Origin of the sequence: Clostridioides sp. ES-S-0005-03 (genome assembly GCF_020658455.1) — a bacterium.
Taxonomy (GTDB): Bacteria; Bacillota; Clostridia; order Peptostreptococcales; family Peptostreptococcaceae; genus Clostridioides.
The window spans coordinates 1994148-2019723 of the sequence record NZ_JACVWI010000001.1 but is presented as its reverse complement, the minus strand read 5'-3'; the positions used below and the strand labels follow the sequence as shown (position 1 = coordinate 2019723).

The window sequence follows — 25576 nt, the reverse complement described above, 5'->3', positions numbered from 1 at the left end:
ACCCCAGAAAGACTATCTGGTTGATAGGTCGAAGGTGTAAGTGCAGCAATGTATTTAGCTTATCGATACTAATAGGTCGAGGACTTGACCAATATTTATTTGATGTTCATTAATTAAAATATATATGCAGTTTTTAGAGTGTTAATTTAACTCACAATAGAATAAGTGTGCTGGTGTGGCTCAACGGTAGAGCAGCTGACTTGTAATCAGCAGGTTGTAGGTTCGATTCCTATCACCAGCTCCAGTAAAGACTATGTTTTTAACATAGTCTTTTTTATTATATAATATATTTATTATTTTATATAGTTTATAGAAATAGACAGGAAATTGATAAATTTAAGTAAAAAATAGCTATTAAGTAAGAAATAGCTATACAGATTAAAATAATTATTTTAATCTGTATGTGAATACCTTAACGCAAAAATTTGATTATTTGTGTAAGAATTGTTAAAAAGACATGTATATTTAATTTGAAACTAACTTGCCATGGATTACCATTCTAGCATCATCAAATTCATAAGTGCATGTAGAAAGTGTAACTATCTTATCTTTACTACTTACTTTCATATTTGATTTATGTAATGATTTGGAAGTAATAGCATCTATGTATTTTTGATAGTCTGATTCGCTATTAAAGCTTGTTTTTAGATAATCATAATCAGATTCTACAATATAGGCAGAAAATACTTCATATAATAATTCTTTTCCATCCATAGTGATTTTTATTTGATTGTTTTCTTTAAAGAAATCATCATCTTTAAACTTATTTAGATTATTAAACATTGTTTTGTTTTTCATATTATGTCCATATACTATAACATTTTGGTCATCCAGAGATTTATTTCTATAATCCATGAATAATGTACCTGAGATAGATTTTTTACCATAAAAGTCTTTGTCAAGATAATAAGAATTATCTTTAGATTGTACAACTGGATAATTTATATTTGTATTATCAACAGAAAGCCAAAACTTAAAATCTTTGTTTATTTTTAATAAGTCTTCTTTTTTATTTTCTTTTTTCTGAAGTTGAGCAGATACTTTAGTATCATGGCTGTACTTGCTAAGCTTTAAGCATATATTAAATCCACTATAGATTATTACTAATATTAATATAATATTAATTATTACTCTATATAATTTTTTCAACATTCCACCTCAAATCATAAATAATAGTTTATATACCTATATTACACTATTTTTGAAGAAATTTAAATTTTTAGTATAATATTACTTTGACATACTTAAGTATTTATGATAATATAGCTAAGTAAAATGAATATTAAGTAAGCCAGATAATCGCATGTAATTTTACATGAGGAAAGTCGGAGCTCCATAGAGCAGGGTGCTAGGTAACACCTAGTGGGAGCAATCCTAAGGATAGTGCAACAGAAATAAACCGCCACTTAAGTGGTAAGGATGGAAAGGCGAGGTAAGAGCTCACCAGCAGCTAGGCGACTAGTTGGCTATGTAAACCCCACCTGGAGCAAGACCAAGATAGGAATAAAGAGTGCTGCTCGTACTCTCCGGTAGGTAGGTCGCTTGAGCTTATTGGTGACAATAAGCCTAGAAAGATGATTATCTAATACAGAACTCCGCTTATAGACTTGCTTAATTTTTTCGATAGGTGAAACATCAGTTTAAACTGATGTTTTTTTATTTGCAAATTTGTCTAATTTACTTTCAAAATTTTGTGGAATATTGTAATATAAGTTAGTACAGATATTAAAAATGGTATAATATAAGATGGATATAAAAAGAAAAAGTAAAATGATGTAAATAATATGATATGATATAAGATGTAGTAAATTTAGTAACTAATTATTAAAATATCATAATCAAATTAGTAATTTTACATAATGTAAATATCACAATAAAATAATTGATTTAAGGAGTGAAGGTTTTGAGTGAAAATAATATAATAAGAAATACTGTTTTAAATGTCACAGCAAGTTTTTTAAAACAAGAGTCTAAGATAAATGAAAAATTAGAAGGTGTTTTAGAAAAGAAATTTGAAAAAGTAGAATTCAATGAAGCAAAATATGCTGAGCTTTTAAAATTTAATATATTGTTTTATAAAACATTAGCAAGAAATACAGAACCGCTTATCGGGAAATGGATAGTAGATAAATACATACCTGAAATAGATGAATTAGAGAAAGAATTAGAATTAACTACAGCTAAATGTAGAAAGTATGTAAATAAGGCAATGAAGGATGGTTTAGACTGTCTAAAAGCCAACGATTTAAGTAGTTTTTTAGCTTATGATAAAATGGACCTATTAGAGAGACGAAGACGTTTAGAAAAGGATTATAAGGTTCTAAATCTATATAAAGACCTTCTTAATATAACACTTAGAAAGATAAGTTTAGAAAAGAAAGATTGTGCAAGTTTATTTCTTAAGAATCAAGCTGATGCTAAAAGAGAACTAAAAAGAGAAATAATATTCTGTGTAAATAAGATATTAGCTAGTAGCAAAGAGGTAGTACCTAAAAATATAGAAGAGAATTCTGAACAAAGCAGTGAAGATATAAAAGCAACAGAAATTGAAGATTTACAATTAGGTAAAGATAATTCAGAAAATGATGTTTTATTAAATTCAGTTAAAAAGTCAGAATTAGGAAAAGAACCGCAGATAAATGATGTAGAAGCAAAGTTTATGGATAAACTAAATAGTTTAAATGATGAAAGTATATCTCAAACTGTATATAATGAATATAAAAAATTATGTGGGTTAGAAGAACTTCCTTATGTTGAAGGATATGGCTTTGGTGGAGAAGTTATTAAAGACTTTGTTTGTGCAACAGTTGCATTAGAATTTTTGAAGAGAAGAAATAGAGACCTTATAGAAGGTGCGATGAGATTAACTATAATTGGAGAATTTGGTGCTGAAAATTTTAAGGAATTCATAGATTATGTAATTAAAAATAAAACAGAAATTAGTGAAAATGTTTGGGAAGAAGCACACATTGTTCTAAAAGATAAATCTTCTGAATTAGAAAATCACGATATTGTATCAAAGAGAACTAGAAAAAATAAAGACATTGATATTGAAGAATATATTTATATGATAAAAAATGCAGATAAAGATGTTTGTTTTAGAAGTAGCATTTCTATAGAGGAAGATACTAAAGAAGAAGTAATTAATAAGAATGAAAATGTAGAGAATGCTATAGAAAATAAAGAAGATATTGAAAAAGATCATGATATAAATAAAGAAGAAATAATTGAACCAGAAAATAAGAAGAGTAGAAAAAAAGATAAATTATTTGGATTTATGAAAAAGGAAAGCAAAAAAGAGGATGTGCTAGAAGAAACTGAAAAGGAAGAGATTGGATTAGATAATACTTCTGATACAGTTCCAGGTGAAGCTGATGAATCTATTAAGGAAAATATAGAAAACTTAGAAGAAATAAACCAAAGTTTAGAAGAAGAACGCAACATAAAAATAGAAAAACCAATAAATAATGATGAGTTAGATAAAAAACTATCAGCAAGTAATGAGCCTAAATCTGAAAAAGAAAGTAAGGGATTAGGTGATGAAATGCCAAAAGAAGCAGAAGAAAAAAAGGTAGAAAGTGAAAAATCAGTAGTAATACCTATTAACAAGAAAGAAAAAAATAGCAAAAAGTCTAAACATTCTTCTAAGTCTAATTCTAAGGAAAAGAAAACAGAAATAAAAAATTATGAATCAAATGAAGAAGATTCTATAGATGATGAAGAGGTTGGTTCTAAAAAAAGCAGATTAAAAGAGACTATTATAGCTATAGTTATAGTGGCAATTGTTGGTGTAGGATACTTTATAACAGTAGGCAATAACAAGAAAAATGATAAAGACACGACACCTCCAAAAGCACCAACTCAGCAACAAGCCAACAATAAACAAACAGAAGAAGAAAAGAAAGCAAAAGCTGAAAAAGAGAAGAAAGAAGCAGAAGAAAAGGCAAAAGCAGAGGAAAAAGAAAAAGCTGAAAAGAAAGCAAAAGAGATGGAAGCATATAAAGACGGTAAAGGTGTATATTATACTGTCTATGCAGGTTCACTTAAAGTTGAAGCAACAGCAAAAGAAACAGCAAAAGAATATGAAGCTAAAGGTATTTCTTCAACAATAGTTCAAGAGAATGGATATTATAAAGTGAAGATAGGTGATTATTCTGAGTATGGAGAAGCACAAGAAAAATGTAATGAATTAGCTAAGAAATCTATTGATACATATATAGCGATGTATGATAAGTACTATGATTACAAATTAGAAGATTTGAAAGAATCAGCTCCTTCATTAAGTGCTGAAGAACTTAGACAAAAATATGAAGATTTAAGAAGTGAGTTAAAAAATAAATCTGGATATCGTGAATATGTTAAACATTTAGATAAACTTTATGAAGAAATAGTTGAAGGTGCTTAGGATATTTATTAAATAAGGACGAATTATGTCTCAAAATAAAAAGTATTAAAAGATATTATTTATTTTGAGACATTTTATTCACCTTTAGAAAATAATTATAATTTTGTTTAGGCGGTGAAGGTATGTTGAAATTAGGAGAAAAAATTATATATGAGCTTTCAGATGGATTTGAGCTTAGTGGTATCAGTAGATATTCAAAAGAATCTAAGAAACTTCATATAACAAATTTAGGTAATATTATAATCAGCAAAGCAGATGAAGCTAATGATGAATCAGGGGTAAAATATATATATAGTTTTTCAGATAATAAAAAAAAGTTAGAAGCAGTTTTAGAAGGTTCTCAAATAATCATTTATGGAGATAACTTGCCTTTTTATATAAAAAGTGAGAATTCAAGTAAGAATGTTACAGCAAGTTTAACTATGAAAATAACTTTAGATGAATATGATTTAATTTGTAAGAACCAAAGAGAATTTATATTTTATTTAAAAGACAACATGACTATCTTGAGTTTAGATGATAATAAATTTTATATGGGTGGAATTAATAAAGATAATGAAAAGTTTATATTTATCAGTGGAAAAAATAGATTTGAAATAAACTTTGATGATATAGAAAGATATATTTTAGAAGATAAGAGAGTTTCTCTAAAGGGTTATTTTCATATGGAAAGAGAAGGTCTTATAGTAAGGTCTATTTCTATATTTAATAATAATGTAGAAAATATAGTTCCAGCCGATTTAAGTGAGAGAGTTAAAGATAATAAGAAAATAGGAAATCTTCCTAAAGATTGTGAGATAGTATTCTGTAAAATATCAGGAAATATAGATGGATTTGATTATAAAAATACTAATATGCTTTTAGTAAAATATCAGGATCAACTTATTTTTATAAATAAGAAGTCTAAAAAAACTATTGTTAAGTCAACAAAAGATAATTGTTCAAAGTTAATTTTAGGAGAAGACATTATATTATATGATAATAAAAATGTATTTAACTTGCACATAAATGATAAAAATAAAGAAGCTATGCAAATAGAGGATTTAAAAGATATAGAAAATGAAATAGTAGGATATACATTAAAACATGCCCCATTTTTTATCCAAGAAGATTTTAATAGTTTAACAATAATGAAGTCTTTCCAAAAAGAAATTATATCTATAAAAAATAGTGATGTTAAAGATATTGTAATTAATAGAGATATTGAAAGTAAAAATTCTGATTTTGTAGAAACAGAAATAAAATTTAATAATCAAAAAATAATTTTAAATTTAAGTAGAAGTATGGTTCAAAAACTTATGCAAGATGTCTTTATATATGCAAAAAAACCACTACTTAAAGACGTTTCTGTTGAGATTTTATATAAAAATTGGTCTAAAGCTATGAATGATATGATAATATTTAATTTCTTTGGAAATATTTATTACATGAAATCTGAATTTGATAAAGTATTAGAAAGAGAACTGAATGATGAAATAAGAATAGAAGTCATAAATGCACTTTATAATCAGATACAAGAACAGAGAAATAATTTAGACTTGATATCAGCTTATACTCCAAGAATATTAGAAAATCAAGATATAGAGTTATTTGAAAAGTATAATGCAAAACTTGATGTACAAGTATTTAGACAGATTAAAAATTTATTCTTTGATTTATCATACAATATAAGTAGTTATTTAGATGGAGTTGAAAAAAGTTTAGATAATATTATATTTGTAATATCAGGTGAAGATAAGAAGCGATACAATTATAGGATGTTAAAGGAAAGTGAAAGTGCAAACTTGGATGTATTTTTAAAACAAGCTATATCAAGATTAAATCATTTAGTAGAAAATATGTATCCTTACTATGTGGATGAAACTAGTAGAGAGATGTTTAAGTTATTTGAAGTTTTATGGAAAAATTATAAAAATATTAATGATGATAGTATAAAAGAAGTATTATTCGAGAGAATAACAAATACATATGTATTTAGACAATTGACATTAAATAATAATACAAATGAAAGAAGAAAAGACATAATTGAAAAAATATATAATTCTGTTGATTATGGAGCCAATAAGCTAGATGAAAATATGTTTTTCACAGGAGGAATGAAGTATGTCAAGTAAATACAATGTATGGAATTTTAATTATGAGTTTTTAGGTCTGAATTCAAGTGATGAAAAAAATAATGAAGTTTATTATGAGATTGATTTAGATGAAGTCTTGAATGAAAACTATATAAGTGAAGATATAGATGGAGATTTAGATACTGATGGAAATAGCATCTTAGGAGAATTAATATCAGAAATGGATATAGATGAAGATGTAAGTGTTGACATGACATATCAAGAATTAGAAGTGGATTTAGAAGATTTAGATTCATATTTGGATGATGATATAGATAGTGATATAAAGGGTATTTTGGATGAAATTTAGTACCTATGTGAGTTTTAGGTAGAATATAGACAATATAATATATTAACTTATAAAAACTAAAGGTAGATGAAATTTCATCTACCTTTATGTTCTTGTAATGTTAAGAATTGGGATAATATAGAGTTTGAAGAAAAAGTATAAATATGGTATATTAATTTGGTACAAGAGAAAATTTACGAAGAAGGGTGAAAAAATGCAGATGACAGTAAAAAAAGCGATAATACCAGCAGCAGGGCTAGGAACTAGATTTTTACCAGCAACAAAATCACAGCCCAAAGAAATGCTTCCTATAGTAGATAAACCAACTTTACAGTATATAATAGAAGAAGCTATAGACTCAGGAATTGAAGAAATTCTTATAATAACAGGTAGAAATAAAAAATCTATAGAAGACCATTTCGATAAATCAGTTGAATTAGAGTTAGAATTAGAACAAAAAGGTAAGACAGAAATGCTAGAAATGGTAAGAGATATATCAAATATGGTAAATATTCACTATATAAGACAAAAGGAGCCAAAAGGTCTTGGACATGCAATTTACTGTGCAAAAAGTTTTATAGGAGATGAACCTTTTGCTGTATTATTAGGTGATGATATAGTAGACTCAGATGTGCCTTGTCTAAAGCAATTAATAGATACTTATAATGAATATAAAACAACTGTACTAGGTGTTCAAAAGATAGCTAAAGAAGATACAAACAAATATGGAATATTGGATATAAAACATATAGAAGATAGGGTTTATAAAGTTAAAGATATGGTTGAAAAGCCTGCAATTGAAGAAGCACCATCAGACATAGCCATACTTGGAAGATATATAATAACTCCTGCAATATTTGATATATTAGAGAAACAAACACCTGGAAAGGGTGGAGAAATACAGTTAACAGATGCACTTCAAACTCTTGGAAAACAAGAAGCTATCTATGCTTATAATTTTGAAGGAAGAAGGTATGATGTGGGAGATAAGATTGGTTTTTTAGAGGCGACAATAGATTTTGCTCTAAAAAGAGAAAATCTAAAAGATGATTTAATGGCTTATATGAGAAAAAAAGTAAGCGAAAAATAAATTTAGAAAAGAGGTAATTACTATGGCGGTTTTAGTAGCTGGAGGAGCAGGATATATAGGAAGCCATACAGCAATAGAACTTTTAGAATCAGGTTATGAAGTTGTTATAGTTGACAATTTAAGTAATAGTAACTCAATAGTAGTTGATAGAATTAGAGAATTATCTGGAAAACAAGTAAAATTTTATAATATTGATATAACTAATAAAAATGAAATGCACACTGTATTTAAAGAAAATAATATTGAATCTATTATACATTTTGCAGCTTTAAAAGCAGTTGGAGAATCAGTAGAAAAGCCAATTGAATATTATAGCAATAATCTAATAAGTACATTAAATTTATTTGAATTAATGAGAGAATATGGTGTTAAGAAATTTGTATTTAGTTCATCAGCTACTGTATATGGAGATCCACATACTTGTCCGATATTAGAAGATTTCCCGCTTTCTGTAACTAATCCATATGGAAGAACTAAGCTTATGATAGAGCAGATGTTAGTGGATATATCAAAAGCAGATGAGTCATTAGATATAGCACTTTTAAGATATTTTAATCCAGTAGGTGCTCATAAGAGTGGAAGAATTGGTGAAGAACCAAATGGAATTCCAAGTAACTTAATGCCTTATATAACAAAAATAGCAGTGGGTAAATTAAAAGAACTAAGTGTATATGGAAATGATTATCCAACTCATGATGGGACTGGAGTTAGAGATTATATACATGTATTAGATTTAGCTGCTGGTCATGTAAAGGCATTACAAAAATTAGAAGAAAATCCAGGACTTGTTGTTTACAATTTAGGAACTGGTAAAGGATATAGTGTTCTTGATTTAGTTAAAGCATTTTCTAAAGCCAGTGGAAAAGAGATACCATACAAAATTGTTGGAAGAAGAGCTGGAGATGTAGCAATGTGTTATGCAGATTCATCAAAAGCAGAGAAAGAACTTGGATGGAAAGCTAAATATGAACTTGAAGAAATGTGCCAAGATTCTTGGAGATGGCAAAGTATGAATCCAAATGGATACGAAGCATAAAATGTATATTAAAGGGGTAAATGTAACAAATTTGTAAATACAAGATATTGGTAATTTTATGTTATAATTAGAGGCGTGTAGTTATGTTTCTAAAAGAGGGGGAAGTTGTAGTGAAAAAAAGTCTAAAAAAGTATTTAGTACTAGCAATGACTTTAGTTTTAGTATTTGCATGTGGTGTACCAGAATCAAGTGCAGCCAGTAAACATGTAATTATAGTAAACTCAAGAAAAAACACTCTGGGATATTTTGTAAATAGCAAGCTTGTAAAAGAATTTAAAGTTGCAACAGGGAAAAAAGGTTCAGAGACACCAACAGGGAAAACAAAGGTAGTTAACAAGATAAAAAATAGACCATATTATAAAGGAAATATACCTGGAGGAAGCCCAAAAAATCCATTAGGAGATAGATGGATGGGATTAGCACTAAAAGGAACTTATGGAGATACATATGGGATACATGGAAATAATAATGAAAGTTCTATAGGAAAACACATTTCTGGTGGATGTATAAGAATGCACAATAAAGAGGTTAGATGGTTATTTGACCAAGTTCCAGTAGGTTCAGATGTAATTATAGATTATAGTAATGACAGTTATACTAAAATAGCAGCAAAATATAAGATAAATTTAAACCAAACAGGATGGAAAACAGAAAATGGTAAGAAGTATTATGTAAAATCTGATGGAACATACCAAAAAAATAGTTGGTTAAAAGTAAATGGAAAAATGTATTATTTTGATGCTTCAGGAGTAATGCAAACAGGATGGAAGACAATTAATAACAAAAAATATTACTTAGGAACTGATGGAGTAAGAGTATCTGGATGGAAGGTAATTGATGGAAAAACTTATTACTTTAATTCAGATGGAGTAATGCAAACAGGATGGCAAGAAAAAGATGACAAGAAATACTATCTAGGAAATGATGGTTTATCAGTAGTAGGATGGCAAGAAATAGATGGTAATAAGTATTACTTTGATAAAACAGGAGTAATGCAAACAGGATGGCAGCAATTAGAAGGTAAATCTTACTATTTAGACAAAGAAGGTAAAATGCTAACAGGAACTCAAAAAATAGATGGAAAAGATTATACTTTCAATGAAGATGGAACAATAAACCCTACATGGAACACAGTTGTAGGAGCAAATAGATTTGATACAGCTAAAAAAATAAGTGAAGTTGGAAATTGGGGTGCTGACAGTTCAGATACTGTTGTATTAGTAAATGGAAATGCAATAGCAGATGGAATAACAGCAACGCCTTTGGCAAGTAGTTACAATGCAACAATATTACTTACTAATACAGATAAATTACCAACTGAAACTGTTGCAGAAATGAATTCATTAGCACCTAAAACAGTAATTTTAATAGGTGGAGAAAATGCAATAAGTTCTAAATTAGAGCAAGAAATAAAGAGTACTTTTAATGCAGAGACAAAGAGAATATCAGGTCAAGATAGATATCAAACTGCTGTAAGAATAGCTGATGAACTTGGAAACAGAGAAGAAATAAAGACAGCTTATATGGTTTCTGGAAATGGAGAGGCAGATGCTCTATCTGTAGCTTCTAAAGCTGGAGAAGAAAAACAACCTATAATACTAGTTAAGAAAGATGGAATTACAGAAGAATCTTATATTTGGCTAACAGAAAGAAAATTAGAAAATGCATATTTTATAGGTGGACCAAATGCAATTAATGATTCAACAATAGCTAAGATGAATGAAATAACTACTGAAGATGTTTCAGGAAATAGAATATATGGAAATGACAGATTAGATACTAATGCTAAAGTTATAGAAAAATTCTATGGCGATACTGATTTACAATCTGTGTTAGTTAGCAAATCAGATGCTTTAGTAGATGCTTTATCAGCTGGACCATTAGCTGCAAAATTACACTCACCAATAGTTTTAATGGATAATTCAGGATTATCAGCAGAACAAAATAGAGTATTTGCAAATAAAAAAGTTGAAACTCCTTATCAAATTGGAGGAGGAGTATCTTATATAGGTATGGATAAATTAATAGATATTCTTAGAAAATAATAAAACTATATAAATAATGTATAAAATGAAATTGAGATGTAAAATTCAACAGCCTAAAGCTTTGATTGTTTATATCTCAATTTTTTTATTACAAAATTAAGTTTAAGTTATCTAAAAATCTTGGAATATTTTCAAAACTCATATAAAATAAATATAGGTGATATCATCATATGTTAAGAGGGTGAGTGAAATTATAAAGAAGAAGTATATAATGTTTATTGATGAAAGTGGGAGAGCTGATATAAATCATGAGGACCCATTTACATTAACAGGAGTAATTTTTGAATATAAATATGCAGTGAGTCAAGGTGATTATGTCTGTTGTTTAAGGAAAGAGATGGATGCCTTTAAAGATTATTGCTTTGGAACTAGTAATATAGGAATACACTTGACTGATATATCCAGAAAGTCAAGAGCATTTGAAAGGTTTGATGATTCACAAATTAAGTTATTTTATGATGAATTACCTTTATTTCTATCTAAACTAGAGTGCACCATAATATCAGTAACAGTAGATAAGGCTAGATTAAAAAAATACTATGCACCTTCAAAGGAACCTTATGTTGTAGCTTTTATACATGTGCTTCAAAATTTCTATTCATTTGTAAATAATGAAAATGTAGAGTCTGCAAGAATCGTTATTGAATCAAGAGATGATGTTTCAAATTTAAAAGTACAAAAGGCATTTTTTGATGTTTTTAATAATGGGACAATATATTTAGATATAGATGAAGAGTTAAGAGACAAGGTAAAAGGTTTTATAATTGCCAAAAAGGAAGATGTAGATTACAAAGAAGGTTTAGAAATAGCTGATATTCTATGTAATCCTCTTAGTAGAGCTAGAAGAGGATTAATCGAAGCAAATCCAAAATGTGTGCAATATGGAGAAAAAAATAAAATATTTAAATCTGTAAGAAGTAAAATATACACTCCAACTAGTTTAAATGACATAAGAAATTGGGGTTTTAAAGAAGTTCCGATTGTAGAGCCTGTTGGACCATGGCTTGAAAAAATGAGATAGATAGATTGACAAATTTTTAGAAAATTGATATAATATAAATAACTTAGTTATTCAGGAATTGAAATACAGTTGCTGTTATATAACGCTTATTACTGAGACTCGGATGCCGACTGTCAGTTAAGAATCTATACTTTTAGAAGTATAGATTTTTTTATTTTGGAAGAAACCCTAAAAAAGAGACTATTTAAAAATAACCTCTTTTATTAATACTTATAATTGAGCATTTTTAATGACAAAGTTTTTGAAATTTTTAATTGCAGGAGGCAAATATCTATCCTTTATAACTGCTAAGTAAAAATTTCTTTCCCAACTTGGGTAAACGATTTGAATTACTTTTACTTTTGTAAACTTAAGCATAGGCATATTTGGTACTACAGCTATACCGAAATTTTTTGCAACTAATCCAGCAACTACCTGGTCTTCTTCTACCTCATGAACTATGTTAGGTTGTTGATTTATTTTTTTAAACATGTCATCAATTATATATCTAAGTCCACTTCTTTGATTAAATACTATTTGAGGATAAGGTATTGTCTCTTTTAAATCTATAGTATCTTTTGTAGCCAGTGGGTGGCTATATGGTACAATTAATACTAAATCTTGTTTGGATACAGGTATAAATTCAATTCCCTTCTCTTTTTCAAGTTTTGAGCAAAAAGCAATATCGTATTTTCTTTCCTTAAGACCTTGGATAATATCAGTAGTTACACCTGTATGAAATTTAAAGTCAATTGATTTATCAGGATTAGATTTTAAGAATCTATGAACCATATCAGGTATAAAGTCTGTACCAAGTGTTCTAAGGAAAGCTAAGTCAATTTGACCTTCACCAGTACCCGTTATCTTTAGTGACTTTACACTTGAGTCTAAGATTTCTAATGATTTTTCCACGTCTCTTAAAAATATTTTACCATATTTAGTTAAAACTATATTTCTACCTTCCTTTTCAAATAGAGACACTCCAAGTTCACTTTCTAACAAAGAAATAGCATGACTCAAACTTGGTTGTGTTATAGATAAATTTTCTGCTGCTTTTGTATAGTGCTCTAAATGTGCCAATGTAACAAAATAGCGTAAGTGATATAAGTTCAATTTTTGTTCATCCTTTCATGAGTATCGTATTTTTTATTTGTATGTATTTAAAGAAGTTGACCTTAAAGAAGTTTTTCACATTTTTATTATATATGATTACAGCGTAATAATAAAAGCTTTTAAAGAAATTTATCGTTTTTTGTCTTAAATTTTAGATAGATAGAGTTAAGGTATATATTAATAAATTATATTATCAATAAAATCTATAAACAAAATCTATGAATTGATAGGAAATTATCAATTTGTTATTAATAAAGTCTCATGATACAATGAATTTATAAAATCTAGATAAAGATAAATCAAAAAAATATTTTTATTTTTAAAGTAAAATAATGCTACTAGTAGAATAAATAAAAAAATAAAATCAAAAAAAAGATTAATTATAAAGAAATTAAAGGGGGCATATTTAAATTATGAATAATCAAAAAAATATTAACATTCCAATTACTATTAGTTCTTATACATTAGGCACAGAAGTTTCATTCCGTGATAGAGTGCGTATTGCAAAAGAAGCTGGATTTGATGGCATTGGATTACGTGCTGAAAATTATGTGGATGCAAAAAACGCTGGAGTTACAGACGAAGAAATGCTTTCAATTCTTGATGAATATAATATGAAAGTTACAGAAGTAGAATATATAACTCAATGGGGGACTAAAGAGGATAGAACAGAAGCTCAACAAGAAAAAGAACAAAATGTTTATCATATGGCTCGTTTATTTAATGTTAAACATATAAACTGTGGTCTATTAGAAATGGTACCAGAAGAACAAATTATAACTGCATTAGGAGAATTATGTGATAGAGCAGGAGAACTTATTATAGGACTTGAGTTTATGCCATACAGCGGTGTGCCAGATTTAGCTACTGCTTGGCGTGTTGTAAAAGGATGTAACCGTGAAAATGCAATGCTTATATTAGATACATGGCACTGGGCTAGAGCAAAACAAACAGTAGATGACCTTGCACCTGTTCCAGCAGAAAAGATAGTATCAATTCAAGTTTGTGATGTTTTAGAGACACCTTATGAAAAACTTAGAGATGAATCACTACATGACCGTGTAGCTCCAGGTGAAGGATATGGAAATACAGAAGAATTTGTAAAAATAATCAAAGAACATAATATATCACCAGAAGTTATAGGTGTTGAAGTAATATCTGATTCTTTAGTAGCTAAAGGATTATCAACTACAGCTGAGACTGTATTTAAGGCAACTAAAAAAGTATTAGATAAAGCATGGCCAGAAGTATCTCCAAAATAAAAATAGACTTATTCGATATTAAAGTATATAAAGCATAAAAATATAAGAAAAAAATATAAAACTTGAAAGGAAGGAAAACCTTATGAAGATTAGTTCTATGTTTACACCTATAAAAATTGGTTCAATGACAGTTCCAAACCGTTTTGTAGTTCCTCCTATGGGAAATAATTTCGCAAACACAGATGGTACTTTAAGTGAAACTTCTAAGGCTTATTATCTTGAACGTGCCTTAGGTGGTTTTGGATTAATAACTATAGAATCTAGTGTTGTGGATAAGAAAGCTAAAGGAGGACCTCGTAAACCTTGTTTGTATGATGATAGCACAATAGATAGTTTTAAAAATGTAATAGATGCCTGTCATAATGCAGGTTCAAAAGTATCTATACAATTACAACATGCTGGTTCTGAGGGAAATGAAAAAATTGCAGGGTATCCTTTAAAAGCTGCTTCTGCAATACCTGCGTCAAATGGACGTAATACACCATTAGCAATAACAACTGAAGAAATATATGAACTTATAGAATCTTATGGAGATGCTGCGTTACGTGCAAAAAAAGCTGGTGTAGATGCTGTTGAAGTTCACTGTGCTCATGGATATTTAGTTAGTAGCTTTATATCACCAAGGACAAATAAACGTGTAGATGAATTTGGTGGATGTTTTGAAAATAGAATGAGATTACCTCGCCTTATAATTGAAAATATACGTAAAAAGGTAGGTAATTCTATAGCAATACTATGTCGTATAAATAGTACAGATGATATTTTAGGTGGAATTGATGTACATGATAGTTCAGTAATCGCAGCTTATTTAGAAGATTGTGGAGTAGATGGACTTCATGTTTCACGTAGTATACATATACATGATGAATATATGTGGGCTCCTACAGTTCTTCATGCTGGATTTAGTGCAGATTTAGTTACAGAAATAAAGAAATCTGTTAGTATACCAGTAATAACTGTTGGTCGCTATACAGAGCCACAATTTGCTGAATTAATGGTTCGTCAAGGTAGATGTGATTTAGTAGCATTTGGTAGACAAAGTTTAGCTGACCCAAGTATGCCTAACAAAGCTAAAAATGGGAAGTTAGATGAAATGATACCATGTATTGCGTGTCTACAAGGTTGTGTGCCAAATATGTTCCAAGGTAAGCCTATAGCTTGTCTTGCAAATCCGATATTAGGTCATGAATCTGAACTTAAACCAGCTGAAACTACAAAAGAAGTTCTTGTTGTTGGTGGTGGTGTTGGAGGTATGCTTGCAGCATGGGTATGTGCTGAGAGAGGGCATAAGGTAACTCTAGTTGAAAAATCTGAAATGCTTGGTGGTCAAATGCGTTTAGCTGCATATCCTCCAGGTAAAGGAGATATTACTAATTTAGTTCGTAGTTATATTTCAAAGTGCAATCAATATGGTGTAAAAATATACACTAATACAGAAGTTACAGTAGAGTTTATAAAAGAAAAATCACCTGATGCAGTTATTGTAGCTACTGGTGCAACTCCACTTGTACTTCCTATACCAGGAATTAATGAATCAGGATTAATACATGCAGTGGATCTTCTTGATGGAAAAGAATCTTGTGGAAAGAAAGTTCTTGTTGTTGGTGGTGGAATGGTTGGTTGTGAAGTGGCAGCCTTCCTTGGTGAACAAGAACATGATGTTACTGTTATTGAATTAAGAGAACAAGTTGGTGCAGATGTAATTTCTGAACATCGTAAATTCCTTATGGATGATTTTGAAAGTTACAATATACATACTGTTACTGGTGCTAAAGTTGCTAAATTCTATAACGATGGAGTTGACTATTCACTTGCAGATGGAACAGAAGATAATTTAAAAGGCTTCGATTCAGTAGTACTTGCTATGGGTTCTCGTAATTATGACCCATTAAGCGAAGAAGTAAAGAAATTTGTGAATGAAACTTATGTTGTTGGGGATGCAGTAAAGGCTCGTAGAGCATTGGATGCAACAAAAGAAGCTTTTGAAGTAGCATTAAATATATAGTTGAAATTAAATAGATGTTTCTTTGCAAATAATTAAATAGATTATTTGCAAAGAAATTGATGATATTGGGAGGATATAAAATTATGGAAATTTCAGGAAGAACAGGGTTATTCGCATTAATAGGTACACCAGTGGGGCATTCTAAATCACCACTAATGTATAATTATAGTTTTGAAAAATTAGATTTAGATTATAGATACTTAGCTTTTGATATTACTGTGGACAAGGTAAAAGATGCACTTTCAGCTATAAAAACGTTCAACATAAAAGGAGCAAATGTAACAATGCCATGTAAAACTGCTGTTACAGAATATATGGATGAACTTTCTCCAGCTGCTCGTATAATTGGAGCATGTAATACAATTGTAAATGAAAATGGAAAGTTAATTGGACATATAACAGATGGTGTTGGTTATGTTCGTAATTTAAAAGAAAATGGAGTTGAAGTAAAGGGTAAAAAACTTACGATTATGGGTGCTGGTGGTGCGGCAACTGCTATACAAGTACAATGTGCATTAGATGGAGCAAGAGAAATATCTATTTTCAATGCTAAGGATGATTTTTATAAAAGAGCGGAACAAACAATTGAAAATATAAAGAAAGAAGTACCAGAATGTATTGTTAATTTATATGATTTAGCAGATACAGAAAAACTTTATGAAGAAGTATCATCAAGTGATATTTTGACAAATGCAACGCTTATTGGGATGAAACCTCATGATAATGAAACTAATATAAAAGATGTTAGTGTATTAAGAAAAGAGTTAGTTGTAACAGATGTTGTTTATAATCCAAATAAAACAAAAATGATTGAGGATGCTGAAGCTAATGGTTGTAAAGCTATTGGTGGATTAGGAATGTTATTATATCAAGGAGCTGAGGCTTTTAATCTATACACTGGATTGGAAATGCCTGTAGAAGAAATTAAAGAATTATACTTTAAATAGACGAAAAAATAATACTTTAATAATATAGAATATATATGTATCTCAATGTTTTGATATTACTTTACAAAATATTTTGATATTACTTTATAAGTTGTCATAGTGGGTTTTGTATCGGTGGTATAGTTAAATGTAAAAGTTTAGCTATTCTTTAAACCCATTATGGGAATACGTTTATTGTATATAAAAATGTTAAGAAATTAACAAGAATGGGAGAATAACTATGAATAATAAAAAATACTATCCTACTGCCATAGCGTTGTATTTTTCATATTTTTTACTTGGTATTGGAATTTCAATTTTAGGACAATATAAACCAGAATTTGCATCTATGTGGGGAGCTAAGACACTATCAGATGGAACTCTTGATGTGAGTATTGTTTTAGCAGTTATTGCTGCATTAGGGTTAGGTAGACTTATATCATATCCATTTGCAGGCCCTATTTCAGATAAATATGGAAGAAAGGTAAGTGGACTTATAGGTAATTTTCTACATGCAATTTTCTTTATTGGAATTGTATTTTCACCAAATTTTTACATAGCGTATATATTTGCAGTAATTGGAGGTGCAGCAAACTCATTTTTAGATACTTGTGTAACACCTTCTTGTATGGAGATATTTGCTAGTCTAGGAACAATAGCAAATATGTTTACTAAATTCACAATAGCTTTAGCGCAATTTTTACTTCCTTTTATAATTGGATTTGTTGCAGCAAATTCAATATCATTTAAAGTTATTTTTATAGTAACAGCTGTTCTTATTATTGTAGATGCAATTTTAATAGCTATATTGCCATTTCCTCCAGCTAACAATGTTATTGATAATAATGGAAAGACTGTTAAGTCAGAGAAAATGAAGTTTACACCAACAAGTATAGCTCTTGTTTGTATTGGATTTACATGTACATCTACATTTGTACTATGGCTAAATTGTAATCAAGAATTAGGTAAATTATATGGTATGGCTGACCCTACAAAAATTCAATCTTTTTATTCAATGGGAGTAATCTGTGCAGTATTAATAACTTCTGTGCTTATAAAAAAATATGTTAAGCCAATAAGAATACTTGTTATCTATCCTGTAATAGCTTCAATTATGTTATTAATTGTGTATTTTGTTCAGTCTCCAACTATTTGTATGGTAGGAGGATTTGTAATAGGTTATTCAGCAGCAGGTGGTGTGCTTCAATTGACTACATCGACAGCAAATGAAATGTTTCCAACTAATAAAGGAAAAATAACATCTATAGTTATGATTGCATCTAGTATAGCTAACTATGTTATTTTAAATATAGCTGGATTTATTACAAAATCTGGTGGAGTAAATGGGCCAAAATATGTTGTACTATTCAATGTAGCTATAACATTTGTTGGAATTTTACTTGCATTGTTTGTAAACATGAGATATGAAAAAGAAAAAGTACATGATTGTAATATGTAACATTAGTATAATATAATTGTAAGTATTTTTAATTTTAACATGTCTGAAAGAAGAGGTGTGACAATGGAAAATATAGAAAAAATAAGAGAAAAAATAGACTTATATGATGATGAGCTGATTGATTTACTTGAGAAAAGAATGGAATGTATAAAAGGTATTATTGATATTAAAAAGGAAAAAGGTCTTCCCATTTTACAGCCAGACTATGAAAATAAAAAAGAAGTAGCATTAATTGAGAAGCTAAAAGGTCATAAGTTTGAAGATGAAATTATAGATATTTTCAGATATGTAGTAAAAAATAGTAAGAAAATACAGGCTAAAAATTTATTCTCTTACAATATAATGCTTGTTGGATTTATGGGGGTCGGAAAAAGCACTGTATCATCATACTTGAGTCATTTATTAGAAATGGAGCAAGTAGAAACAGATGCATATATAGTTGAGCATCAAGGGATGAGTATTTCTGAAATATTTGAAAAACGAGGAGAAGAATATTTTAGAAATCTTGAAAGCCAAGCATTAATAAATTTACAACAAAGAGAAGGACTAGTCGTTTCCTGTGGGGGAGGAATCGTACTTAGAGATAAAAATGTAGAATATATGAAAAAAAGTGGAAGAGTTGTTTTATTAACAGCAAGTCCAGAAACTATTCTTCAACGTGTTAAACATAGTGATGAAAGACCAATACTTAATAATAATATGAATGTTGAATTTATATCTGATTTGATGAAAAGACGAGAAGAGAAATATATGGCATCAGCAGATATTATTGTAAATACAGATAATAAAACAATAAAAGAAATTTGTGAAGAGCTGGTCGTAAAGTTAACGGAACTTGATAAATAAATTCTAATTTAACAAAACCATTGTTAAGCGATGAAACTTTAATATTTGTACAATTAGTATTACTGGAAATTTTAATTTCTAGTAATATTTTTTTATGTGTAAAAATGTAAATTCATTAAAATAAGTAGTATAATCAATATAAATTATAATAATGTAAAGGAGGATAATTTAGTGGGTAGTATTTTTAAGCAACTACAAAAGATTAAGGATTATGATGGATATAAAGAATCATTTGAAATGAATTATTTATGTATATACGAAAAGATACCTTTAAGAGAACAAGTAGAACTTGCAAATAATTTGGTAGAGAATATTTTAAATATTTATAGAAGTGAATCTAATAAAATTGACCTGTTAGAAGAGTATAGTCATAAGTCTCTAATTTGTTATTTTGAAATTTTTATGAAAAAGATAAACACTCTAATAAAAGAGCGAATAATTGATGAAAAGTGGTTATATCAGCTAACAGAGGATTTAATATATACAAGTGAAAAAGATGAGTATGTAAAACTTGGGCTTGTTTTAAGTGAAAATTATTTAGATGTAGATAATATAAGAGAAATAGTGGATACATTTTCTAAATCTGGAGAATACATATTTTACTTAAGTAATACTATTAGAAAACTTGAGTTTTACAATACATATTTGTTTAATCTATCTAGAATATCTACAGGCTCAATAAAAGTATTTGCCATTGTCAATATGGAAAATCTAGATTCTGAAATAACCTCTTATTTAATTGAAGAAGGATATAAAGATAAAAAATATGAAGGATTACTAATGAACTATATTATTTCTACAGTAGATTTAAGCGAATATCTTGAAAGACGAGATTTAGATAAAGATAAGGTAAACAACTTAGCATATCTTATATGCAATTATTTGTTAAGTGTAGAATTTAAATATATAGGGAATAAAGTGGAATTAGTGAATCAATTTCTTCCAATTGTAGCAAGCTATGGGACTAACTTTGATAGTCTGTATTCTATTTTTTTAATAGCAGTAGGTGTTTTAGAGGATGACAAAGTAAGTTGTGATAAAGTTGAATTTAAGAAAGAAATGAATAATGTTTTACTTAGTGAAAAGTGGAAAAGTATATTCTTTAAAGCATTAAATGAAGCTGATGGAAAGACAGAAGATATGATAAAAATGTCAGAAATCTATGATGTACGTTTATCTTTTGATGATTTATTACCATATTTAAATAAAGATATTCGAGATTTTGAGGTATATTGGCATATATCTAAAAAGGGAAGTGCAAGCTGTAAGTTGAAGTTATTAGATTTTTTTGAAAAAACATTTAAAACAGAAGCGTTAATTGGAAAAATGGAAGATATAGAAAAAAATAAATTAACACAAGAATATTATGATGATATGTTATTTTTCATTGTCCTTAAAGGTAGTAAATCACTGTACCCTAAAGGGAAAAATTTATCTTTAAAAGGACTTTTTGGAAACATAAATGAAGTACGTAAGGAATCTATAAATATTTTGAAGAGGTATAGAGAGAGACTTTCTCTTAAAGAAATGCAAATAGTTAAAGAAGCTTATGAAAAAGAAAAAAATATCAAATTAAAAGATGAGTTAAGACGATTGTTATATGAAAGTAATAATTTAAAAAAAGAATTTGTAAATACTAAAAAGCTGAAGGTAAATGAGCATGGTAAAGACATTTATTTGATTTCAGTAGCTGTTGCTGGCTCAAGGTTTAGAAATAGAGAATATTTAGAAAAGGAATTGGAGAAGAGTAAGATATACTATCTAAAAAGAGAGAAAGATAATTTATATGATGAAAATGCTATTAAAATAGTTGGAGAAACTGGGTATGTAATAGGTTATGTTCCAAGAAAAGATAATTATATTTTGAGTAATTTATTAGATGGAGGAAAACTTTTGTATTGTAGAGTAACTGAATACAATTTAGATGAAGATTATATTTACATAAACGTATATTTAAGTTATAAAGACGTGATTGAAACTGTTGAAAATTCACTTAAAATGGTATTAGATAGAAGTAAGGTAAAAGTTATAAACTAAATAATATTATGAATTATATGAAATTTAAACTGTAATCAATCTTCACTTGATGATGGGTTATATAAAATTTTGAAAGTACAATGGATAGAATCTATGTCACAATGTACAATCTTAGATGAGGGCGAATTTAGTGGTTATGTAGGCTTTGACGAGTGTAATGGAAATAGATTTTGGACAAAAGAGGAAATAGAATCCTTGACATTTATACCAGAAATATATAAAAGCAGTTATGGATAATTTGAATTAATGGACTTATGTGATAAACAAGAATACATATGAGCTTTTATTTATAAATCAAAACATATTGAGTATAGCTCCAAACACAGAGATAAATCAATTGTGTTATAAGGTATTTTAGAATAGAGATAAACCATGTGAAGTTTGTCCAATGAATGAACAAAAAAGTGCGTGCCTAATGTGTTGTAATGATATAACTAAGTATAAAAAAATGAATCTAAATCTGAACCTAACTGTTAGTGATGTATTTATAATATAATAGCTATTTTTATTTTAATAAAATATAGCATAAAGAAACCAATTGTTTTGTAAGTAGACTATACAAGTTTACTTGAACCTGTATCTCTACAAAACAATTGGTTTTATTTTATTTTATAATTTTAAATTTAGAAGGAATTTTAACTTCTGATTTTTCTTTTATTTTAGAAGCTTGTCTTTTAACTTTTTCCAATAACTCAGATTCGTTTACAACTAATACCTTTCTTTCTTTCATAAGCCACTTTCCATCACAAATTGTAGAATCTACATTTTCGCTAGTCATAGAATACACTATGTTTCCAATTGGATTATGCATTGGTAAGCAATGAATTGTATCTGGATTAAGAATAATCATATCTGCTTTTTTGCCAACTTCAAGACTGCCAATTTCTTTTTCAAGTAAAGCACATTTTGCTCCATTTATAGTAGCCATTTCTAATATTTGTTCAGCTGGAATAACTGTTGGATTTAAAGTTCTTCCTTTATGTATTAATGAAGTTAAATACATATCTCTCATTAAATCCATTCTATTATTTGAAGGAGCCCCATCAGTACCAATTGAGACTGGAATTCCTTTTTCTAGCATTTCAGGAATTGATGCAAAACCTAGTACTACTTTCATAGCTGCACCAGGGTTATGAGAAACTTTTACATCATGTAATCTGAATAAATCAATTTCTTTATGTGTAAGCCAAACTGTATGAGCAGCTAAAAGGTTTGGCCCCAAAACGCCTAACTTATCAAGATATTCAACTGTTCCAACTCCAGTATTTTGTTTTACAAATGAAATTTCATCAGCTATTTCAGCTACATGCATATGTATACCTGTGTTGTATTTGTCAGCTAATTGTTTAGTTCTAACAAGTAAATCCTCAGTTGTATTAAAAATAGTTCTTAAAGCAAACCATATTTTAATTCTTTCATTAGATGTATTATTAAACTTATGATATAAATCTAATTGAGTGTTGATTTCTTCATCAGTAGTTTTTTGCCATGCTTCAGGAAGACCATCTCCTGTATCCATAACTGATTTAGCTAGACATGCTCTAATTCCAGTTTTATCAACAGCTTCAACCATAGCATCGACATATTGACCACCAGACTCTAAAAATGTAGTGACACCAGATTTTATTAGTTCTACACAACATGCAGTAGATGAGATTAAAGAATCTTCGTAATTAAAGCTACTTTCATATGGCCAGATTCTTTCTCTAAGCCATGTTAAAAGAACAACATCATCAGAAAGACCACGACCTAATTGTTGAGATAAGTGAACGTGTGTATTGACTAATCCTGGCATTAATATTTTTCCATTAGCATCGTATATTTCAGCATCTTTATCTACAATATTATTATCAAATTTCCCAACTTTTTTTATAATATTGTCTTCAATAAGTATACTTCCATTCTCATATACTTCTCTATCTGTATTCATAGTGATTAGATATGCATTTTTTATAAGTAATTGTGACATAAATATCATCCCTTTTCTATGTATTTTTCTATCTATATATTATGATAATAAATTTTATATATAAAGTTAATAGCAAAATCAATTTAGATATAAAATTGATTTTGCTATTTTTAAATTAAAAATAAATAAGCTTTTAATATATCAAAATTAAAATACTAACTTAGTACTAAGTTTACAACTGCAAGTATACCTATAACCCAAAGTGTTATACTAATCTTATCAGTTTCTTTAGCTACAACATGCATTATTATATATGAAATAAATCCAAAACACAAACCAATACTTATACTATAAGTTAGAGGCATCAATAAAACTGTAACAAAAGCAGGGACTGCTATTTTACTATCAGCAAAATCGATTTGTTTTATACTTTCAAACATAAATACACCAACCATGACAAGTGCAGGTGCTGCAGCATAAGTAGGAACTATACCAAGTAATGGTGTAAATATAAGTGTAGCTAAGAATAATGCCGCTGTTACTACAGAAGCAAGTCCAGTTCTTGCACCTGCTGCTATACCAGAAGCAGATTCTCCAAATGTTGTAACTGTACTAGTTCCTAAAAACGAACCTATTAAAGTAGAAGAAACATCTGCATATAACATTTTTCCAAGGTCCTTTATTTCTCCATTTTCATCTTCAAGACCCATCTGTTTGCAACAAGTGATAAGAAATGCTAACGAATCAAACATGTCTATAAACATGAAAGAGAATATAGGTCCAATTAATGAGAATTTTAACGCTCCTATAATATCTAATTTAAAAGCAATTGGTGCTATACTTGGTGGTGTTGAGATTATTGCTGTTGGTAATTCTACAAATCCACATATAATAGATATTACTGTTGCGACTACTATACTTATTAATATTCCACCTTTAATTTTTTTGTATTCTAATATTGCCATTAAGATAAGTGCAAAAAGAGCTATTAAAACTGTTGGTGTAAAATCTGCAAGTGAAACTATTGTATCTGGGTTTGCAATTATAACACCCATGTTTTTTAAACCAACAAAAGCAAGGAAAAGACCTATACCTGCTGAAGATGCTACTGCTAATTCTCGAGGAATTGCATCAGCAATTGTCTTTCGTAGACCTGTTACTGCGAGTGTGAAGAATACACATCCAGATAGGAATACAACTCCAAGACCTGTTTGCCATGGAATTCCTGCTCCTATAACCAATGAATATGTGAAGAATGCATTTAGACCCATACCAGGTGCTAGTGCAAATGGTGCATTTCCTAAAATTGCAAATATCAGTGTACCAATGGCTGTAGCTAATATAGTAACTGTTATAAGTGCTGCTTTATCCATGCCAGCTTCAGATAATATTGCTGGATTTACGAAAACTATGTATGCCATTGTTAAGAATGTAGTAACCCCACCTATTACTTCTGTCTTAAGGTTAGAGCCACGTTCGCTGAATTTAAACATCTTGTCTAAAAAGCTTAATGATGAATTATTTCCATCTGGTTGTACATTATTAGTGTTTGGTACCATTTTTACCTCCAAAAAACTTTAAAATATAAACAAAAAAATATATATTCATATAGATAGAATAGAATATATATTAAAGTTAACATTCTATTCATAGAAAACTCATTTAAGGTGAGTTTGTAGAGACTATTAGACCATATTACTAATATTATATGAACATTTTCTATTTGTTTTTCTGTTGTATTATATCGTAATATTGTATTATTTACAATAAATTTAAAGAAATTATTCGTTTTTTTGTCGATTTTATAAAAAACCGAGGTCATTTTTTATGAAGAATAATTATTTCTAAAGATAAATGTTACAGAAGTATAATAAATGTTATACTTCTGTAACACTTATGCTATTAATGGAAATTCATTATAAATAAGTTTGTGATATAATTATAAATGTACTGAATACAAGAATATTTCGTAAAAACTTTTTAATATATTGAAATTACATATAATAGCTTAATATAATAATAAAAACGAGTTTAAAAATA

General features: G+C 28.6%; 18 protein-coding genes, 1 tRNA gene, 1 rRNA gene, 1 other RNA gene and 1 riboswitch. Of the genes, 17 read left to right on the top strand and 4 right to left on the bottom strand.

All coding sequences use genetic code 11. The features are described from left to right. Positions 1–92 (top strand): 23S ribosomal RNA (locus IC218_RS09210); the annotation flags it as partial. 77 nt (positions 93–169) lie between these two features. Beyond that, a tRNA-Thr gene (locus IC218_RS09205) sits at positions 170–244 on the top strand. Between the two features lie 221 nt (positions 245–465). Here the strand turns inward: IC218_RS09205 and srtB are convergent. Further along, complete coding sequence (gene srtB / locus IC218_RS09200; protein WP_285891634.1) at positions 466–1152, bottom strand: class B sortase; 687 nt, start codon at positions 1150–1152, stop codon at positions 466–468. 131 nt (positions 1153–1283) lie between these two features. Here srtB and rnpB point away from each other — a divergent pair. The 8 genes from rnpB (at position 1284) to IC218_RS09160 (ending at position 12000) form a co-directional block, all read left to right on the top strand. Continuing rightward, positions 1284–1618: RNase P RNA component class A (gene rnpB / locus IC218_RS09195), an RNA gene on the top strand. A 276-nt stretch (positions 1619–1894) separates the two neighbouring features. Beyond that, on the top strand, positions 1895–4405 hold the full coding sequence (locus IC218_RS09190; RefSeq protein ID WP_227824253.1) for an SPOR domain-containing protein: 2511 nt from the start codon (positions 1895–1897) through the stop codon (positions 4403–4405). A gap of 122 nt (positions 4406–4527) precedes the next feature. Then, a complete protein-coding gene (locus tag IC218_RS09185; RefSeq protein WP_227824252.1) occupies positions 4528–6519 on the top strand; it encodes a hypothetical protein in 1992 nt (663 codons plus the stop codon). Then, complete coding sequence (locus IC218_RS09180) at positions 6509–6829, top strand: hypothetical protein (RefSeq protein WP_227432352.1); 321 nt, start codon at positions 6509–6511, stop codon at positions 6827–6829. Before IC218_RS09185 ends, IC218_RS09180 begins: the two co-directional genes overlap by 11 nt. A gap of 193 nt (positions 6830–7022) precedes the next feature. Beyond that, on the top strand, positions 7023–7898 hold the full coding sequence (gene galU / locus IC218_RS09175; RefSeq protein WP_285894577.1) for a UTP--glucose-1-phosphate uridylyltransferase GalU: 876 nt from the start codon (positions 7023–7025) through the stop codon (positions 7896–7898). Between the two features lie 22 nt (positions 7899–7920). Continuing rightward, positions 7921–8934, top strand: a complete 1014-nt coding sequence (gene galE / locus IC218_RS09170; RefSeq protein WP_227432353.1) for a UDP-glucose 4-epimerase GalE — start codon at positions 7921–7923, stop codon at positions 8932–8934. A gap of 110 nt (positions 8935–9044) precedes the next feature. Then, on the top strand, positions 9045–10979 hold the full coding sequence (locus tag IC218_RS09165) for a cell wall-binding repeat-containing protein (RefSeq protein ID WP_227824251.1): 1935 nt from the start codon (positions 9045–9047) through the stop codon (positions 10977–10979). Between the two features lie 211 nt (positions 10980–11190). Continuing rightward, complete coding sequence (locus IC218_RS09160; RefSeq protein WP_255613040.1) at positions 11191–12000, top strand: DUF3800 domain-containing protein; 810 nt, start codon at positions 11191–11193, stop codon at positions 11998–12000. A 210-nt stretch (positions 12001–12210) separates the two neighbouring features. Here IC218_RS09160 and IC218_RS09155 read toward each other — a convergent pair whose 3' ends face one another. Further along, positions 12211–13092 carry a LysR family transcriptional regulator gene (locus IC218_RS09155; protein WP_227432356.1) on the bottom strand — a complete coding sequence of 294 codons (882 nt, stop codon included), beginning with the start codon at positions 13090–13092 and terminating at the stop codon, positions 12211–12213. Positions 13093–13505: 413 nt separating this feature from the next. On the opposite strand from IC218_RS09155, the gene IC218_RS09150 reads away from it, so the two are divergent. The 7 genes from IC218_RS09150 to IC218_RS09120 all read left to right on the top strand — a co-directional run bounded on the left by IC218_RS09150 (position 13506) and on the right by IC218_RS09120 (position 21864). Next, positions 13506–14354 (top strand): sugar phosphate isomerase/epimerase family protein, encoded by an 849-nt coding sequence (locus IC218_RS09150; protein ID WP_227432357.1) that lies wholly within the window; start codon positions 13506–13508, stop codon positions 14352–14354. 82 nt (positions 14355–14436) lie between these two features. Continuing rightward, positions 14437–16359, top strand: a complete 1923-nt coding sequence (locus tag IC218_RS09145; RefSeq protein ID WP_227432358.1) for an FAD-dependent oxidoreductase — start codon at positions 14437–14439, stop codon at positions 16357–16359. A gap of 83 nt (positions 16360–16442) precedes the next feature. Then, positions 16443–17306 (top strand): shikimate dehydrogenase, encoded by an 864-nt coding sequence (gene aroE, locus IC218_RS09140; RefSeq protein ID WP_227432359.1) that lies wholly within the window; start codon positions 16443–16445, stop codon positions 17304–17306. 220 nt (positions 17307–17526) lie between these two features. Next, entirely contained in the window at positions 17527–18744 is a 1218-nt protein-coding gene (locus IC218_RS09135; RefSeq protein ID WP_227432360.1) for an MFS transporter, read from the top strand. Between the two features lie 63 nt (positions 18745–18807). Beyond that, positions 18808–19590, top strand: a complete 783-nt coding sequence (locus IC218_RS09130) for a shikimate kinase (protein WP_227824250.1) — start codon at positions 18808–18810, stop codon at positions 19588–19590. A gap of 171 nt (positions 19591–19761) precedes the next feature. Beyond that, positions 19762–21627, top strand: a complete 1866-nt coding sequence (locus IC218_RS22195) for an HIRAN domain-containing protein (protein ID WP_227824249.1) — start codon at positions 19762–19764, stop codon at positions 21625–21627. 69 nt (positions 21628–21696) lie between these two features. Then, a complete protein-coding gene (locus tag IC218_RS09120; protein ID WP_227432363.1) occupies positions 21697–21864 on the top strand; it encodes a hypothetical protein in 168 nt (55 codons plus the stop codon). A 367-nt stretch (positions 21865–22231) separates the two neighbouring features. On the opposite strand, the gene IC218_RS09115 is transcribed toward IC218_RS09120, so the two are convergent. Both IC218_RS09115 and IC218_RS09110 read right to left on the bottom strand, forming a co-directional pair. Then, positions 22232–23596, bottom strand: coding sequence for an amidohydrolase (locus tag IC218_RS09115; protein WP_227824248.1), 1365 nt, complete (start codon positions 23594–23596; stop codon positions 22232–22234). 155 nt (positions 23597–23751) lie between these two features. Beyond that, positions 23752–25095, bottom strand: a complete 1344-nt coding sequence (locus tag IC218_RS09110) for an NCS2 family permease (RefSeq protein ID WP_227432365.1) — start codon at positions 25093–25095, stop codon at positions 23752–23754. 71 nt (positions 25096–25166) lie between these two features. Further along, positions 25167–25268: riboswitch (purine riboswitch) on the bottom strand. Between the last annotated feature and the right edge of the window lie 308 nt (positions 25269–25576).

Bases quoted from the DNA above. Each gene is read 5' to 3' on its own strand.
- srtB (WP_285891634.1), bottom strand. From the start codon at position 1,152: ATGTTGAAAAAATTATATAGAGTAATAATTAATATTATATTAATATTA.
- IC218_RS09185 (WP_227824252.1), top strand. From the start codon at position 4,528: ATGTTGAAATTAGGAGAAAAAATTATATATGAGCTTTCAGATGGATTT.
- IC218_RS09180 (WP_227432352.1), top strand. From the start codon at position 6,509: ATGTCAAGTAAATACAATGTATGGAATTTTAATTATGAGTTTTTAGGT.
- galU (WP_285894577.1), top strand. From the start codon at position 7,023: ATGCAGATGACAGTAAAAAAAGCGATAATACCAGCAGCAGGGCTAGGA.
- galE (WP_227432353.1), top strand. From the start codon at position 7,921: ATGGCGGTTTTAGTAGCTGGAGGAGCAGGATATATAGGAAGCCATACA.
- IC218_RS09160 (WP_255613040.1), top strand. From the start codon at position 11,191: ATGTTTATTGATGAAAGTGGGAGAGCTGATATAAATCATGAGGACCCA.
- IC218_RS09150 (WP_227432357.1), top strand. From the start codon at position 13,506: ATGAATAATCAAAAAAATATTAACATTCCAATTACTATTAGTTCTTAT.
- IC218_RS09145 (WP_227432358.1), top strand. From the start codon at position 14,437: ATGAAGATTAGTTCTATGTTTACACCTATAAAAATTGGTTCAATGACA.
- aroE (WP_227432359.1), top strand. From the start codon at position 16,443: ATGGAAATTTCAGGAAGAACAGGGTTATTCGCATTAATAGGTACACCA.
- IC218_RS09135 (WP_227432360.1), top strand. From the start codon at position 17,527: ATGAATAATAAAAAATACTATCCTACTGCCATAGCGTTGTATTTTTCA.
- IC218_RS09130 (WP_227824250.1), top strand. From the start codon at position 18,808: ATGGAAAATATAGAAAAAATAAGAGAAAAAATAGACTTATATGATGAT.
- IC218_RS09115 (WP_227824248.1), bottom strand. From the start codon at position 23,596: ATGTCACAATTACTTATAAAAAATGCATATCTAATCACTATGAATACA.
- IC218_RS09110 (WP_227432365.1), bottom strand. From the start codon at position 25,095: ATGGTACCAAACACTAATAATGTACAACCAGATGGAAATAATTCATCA.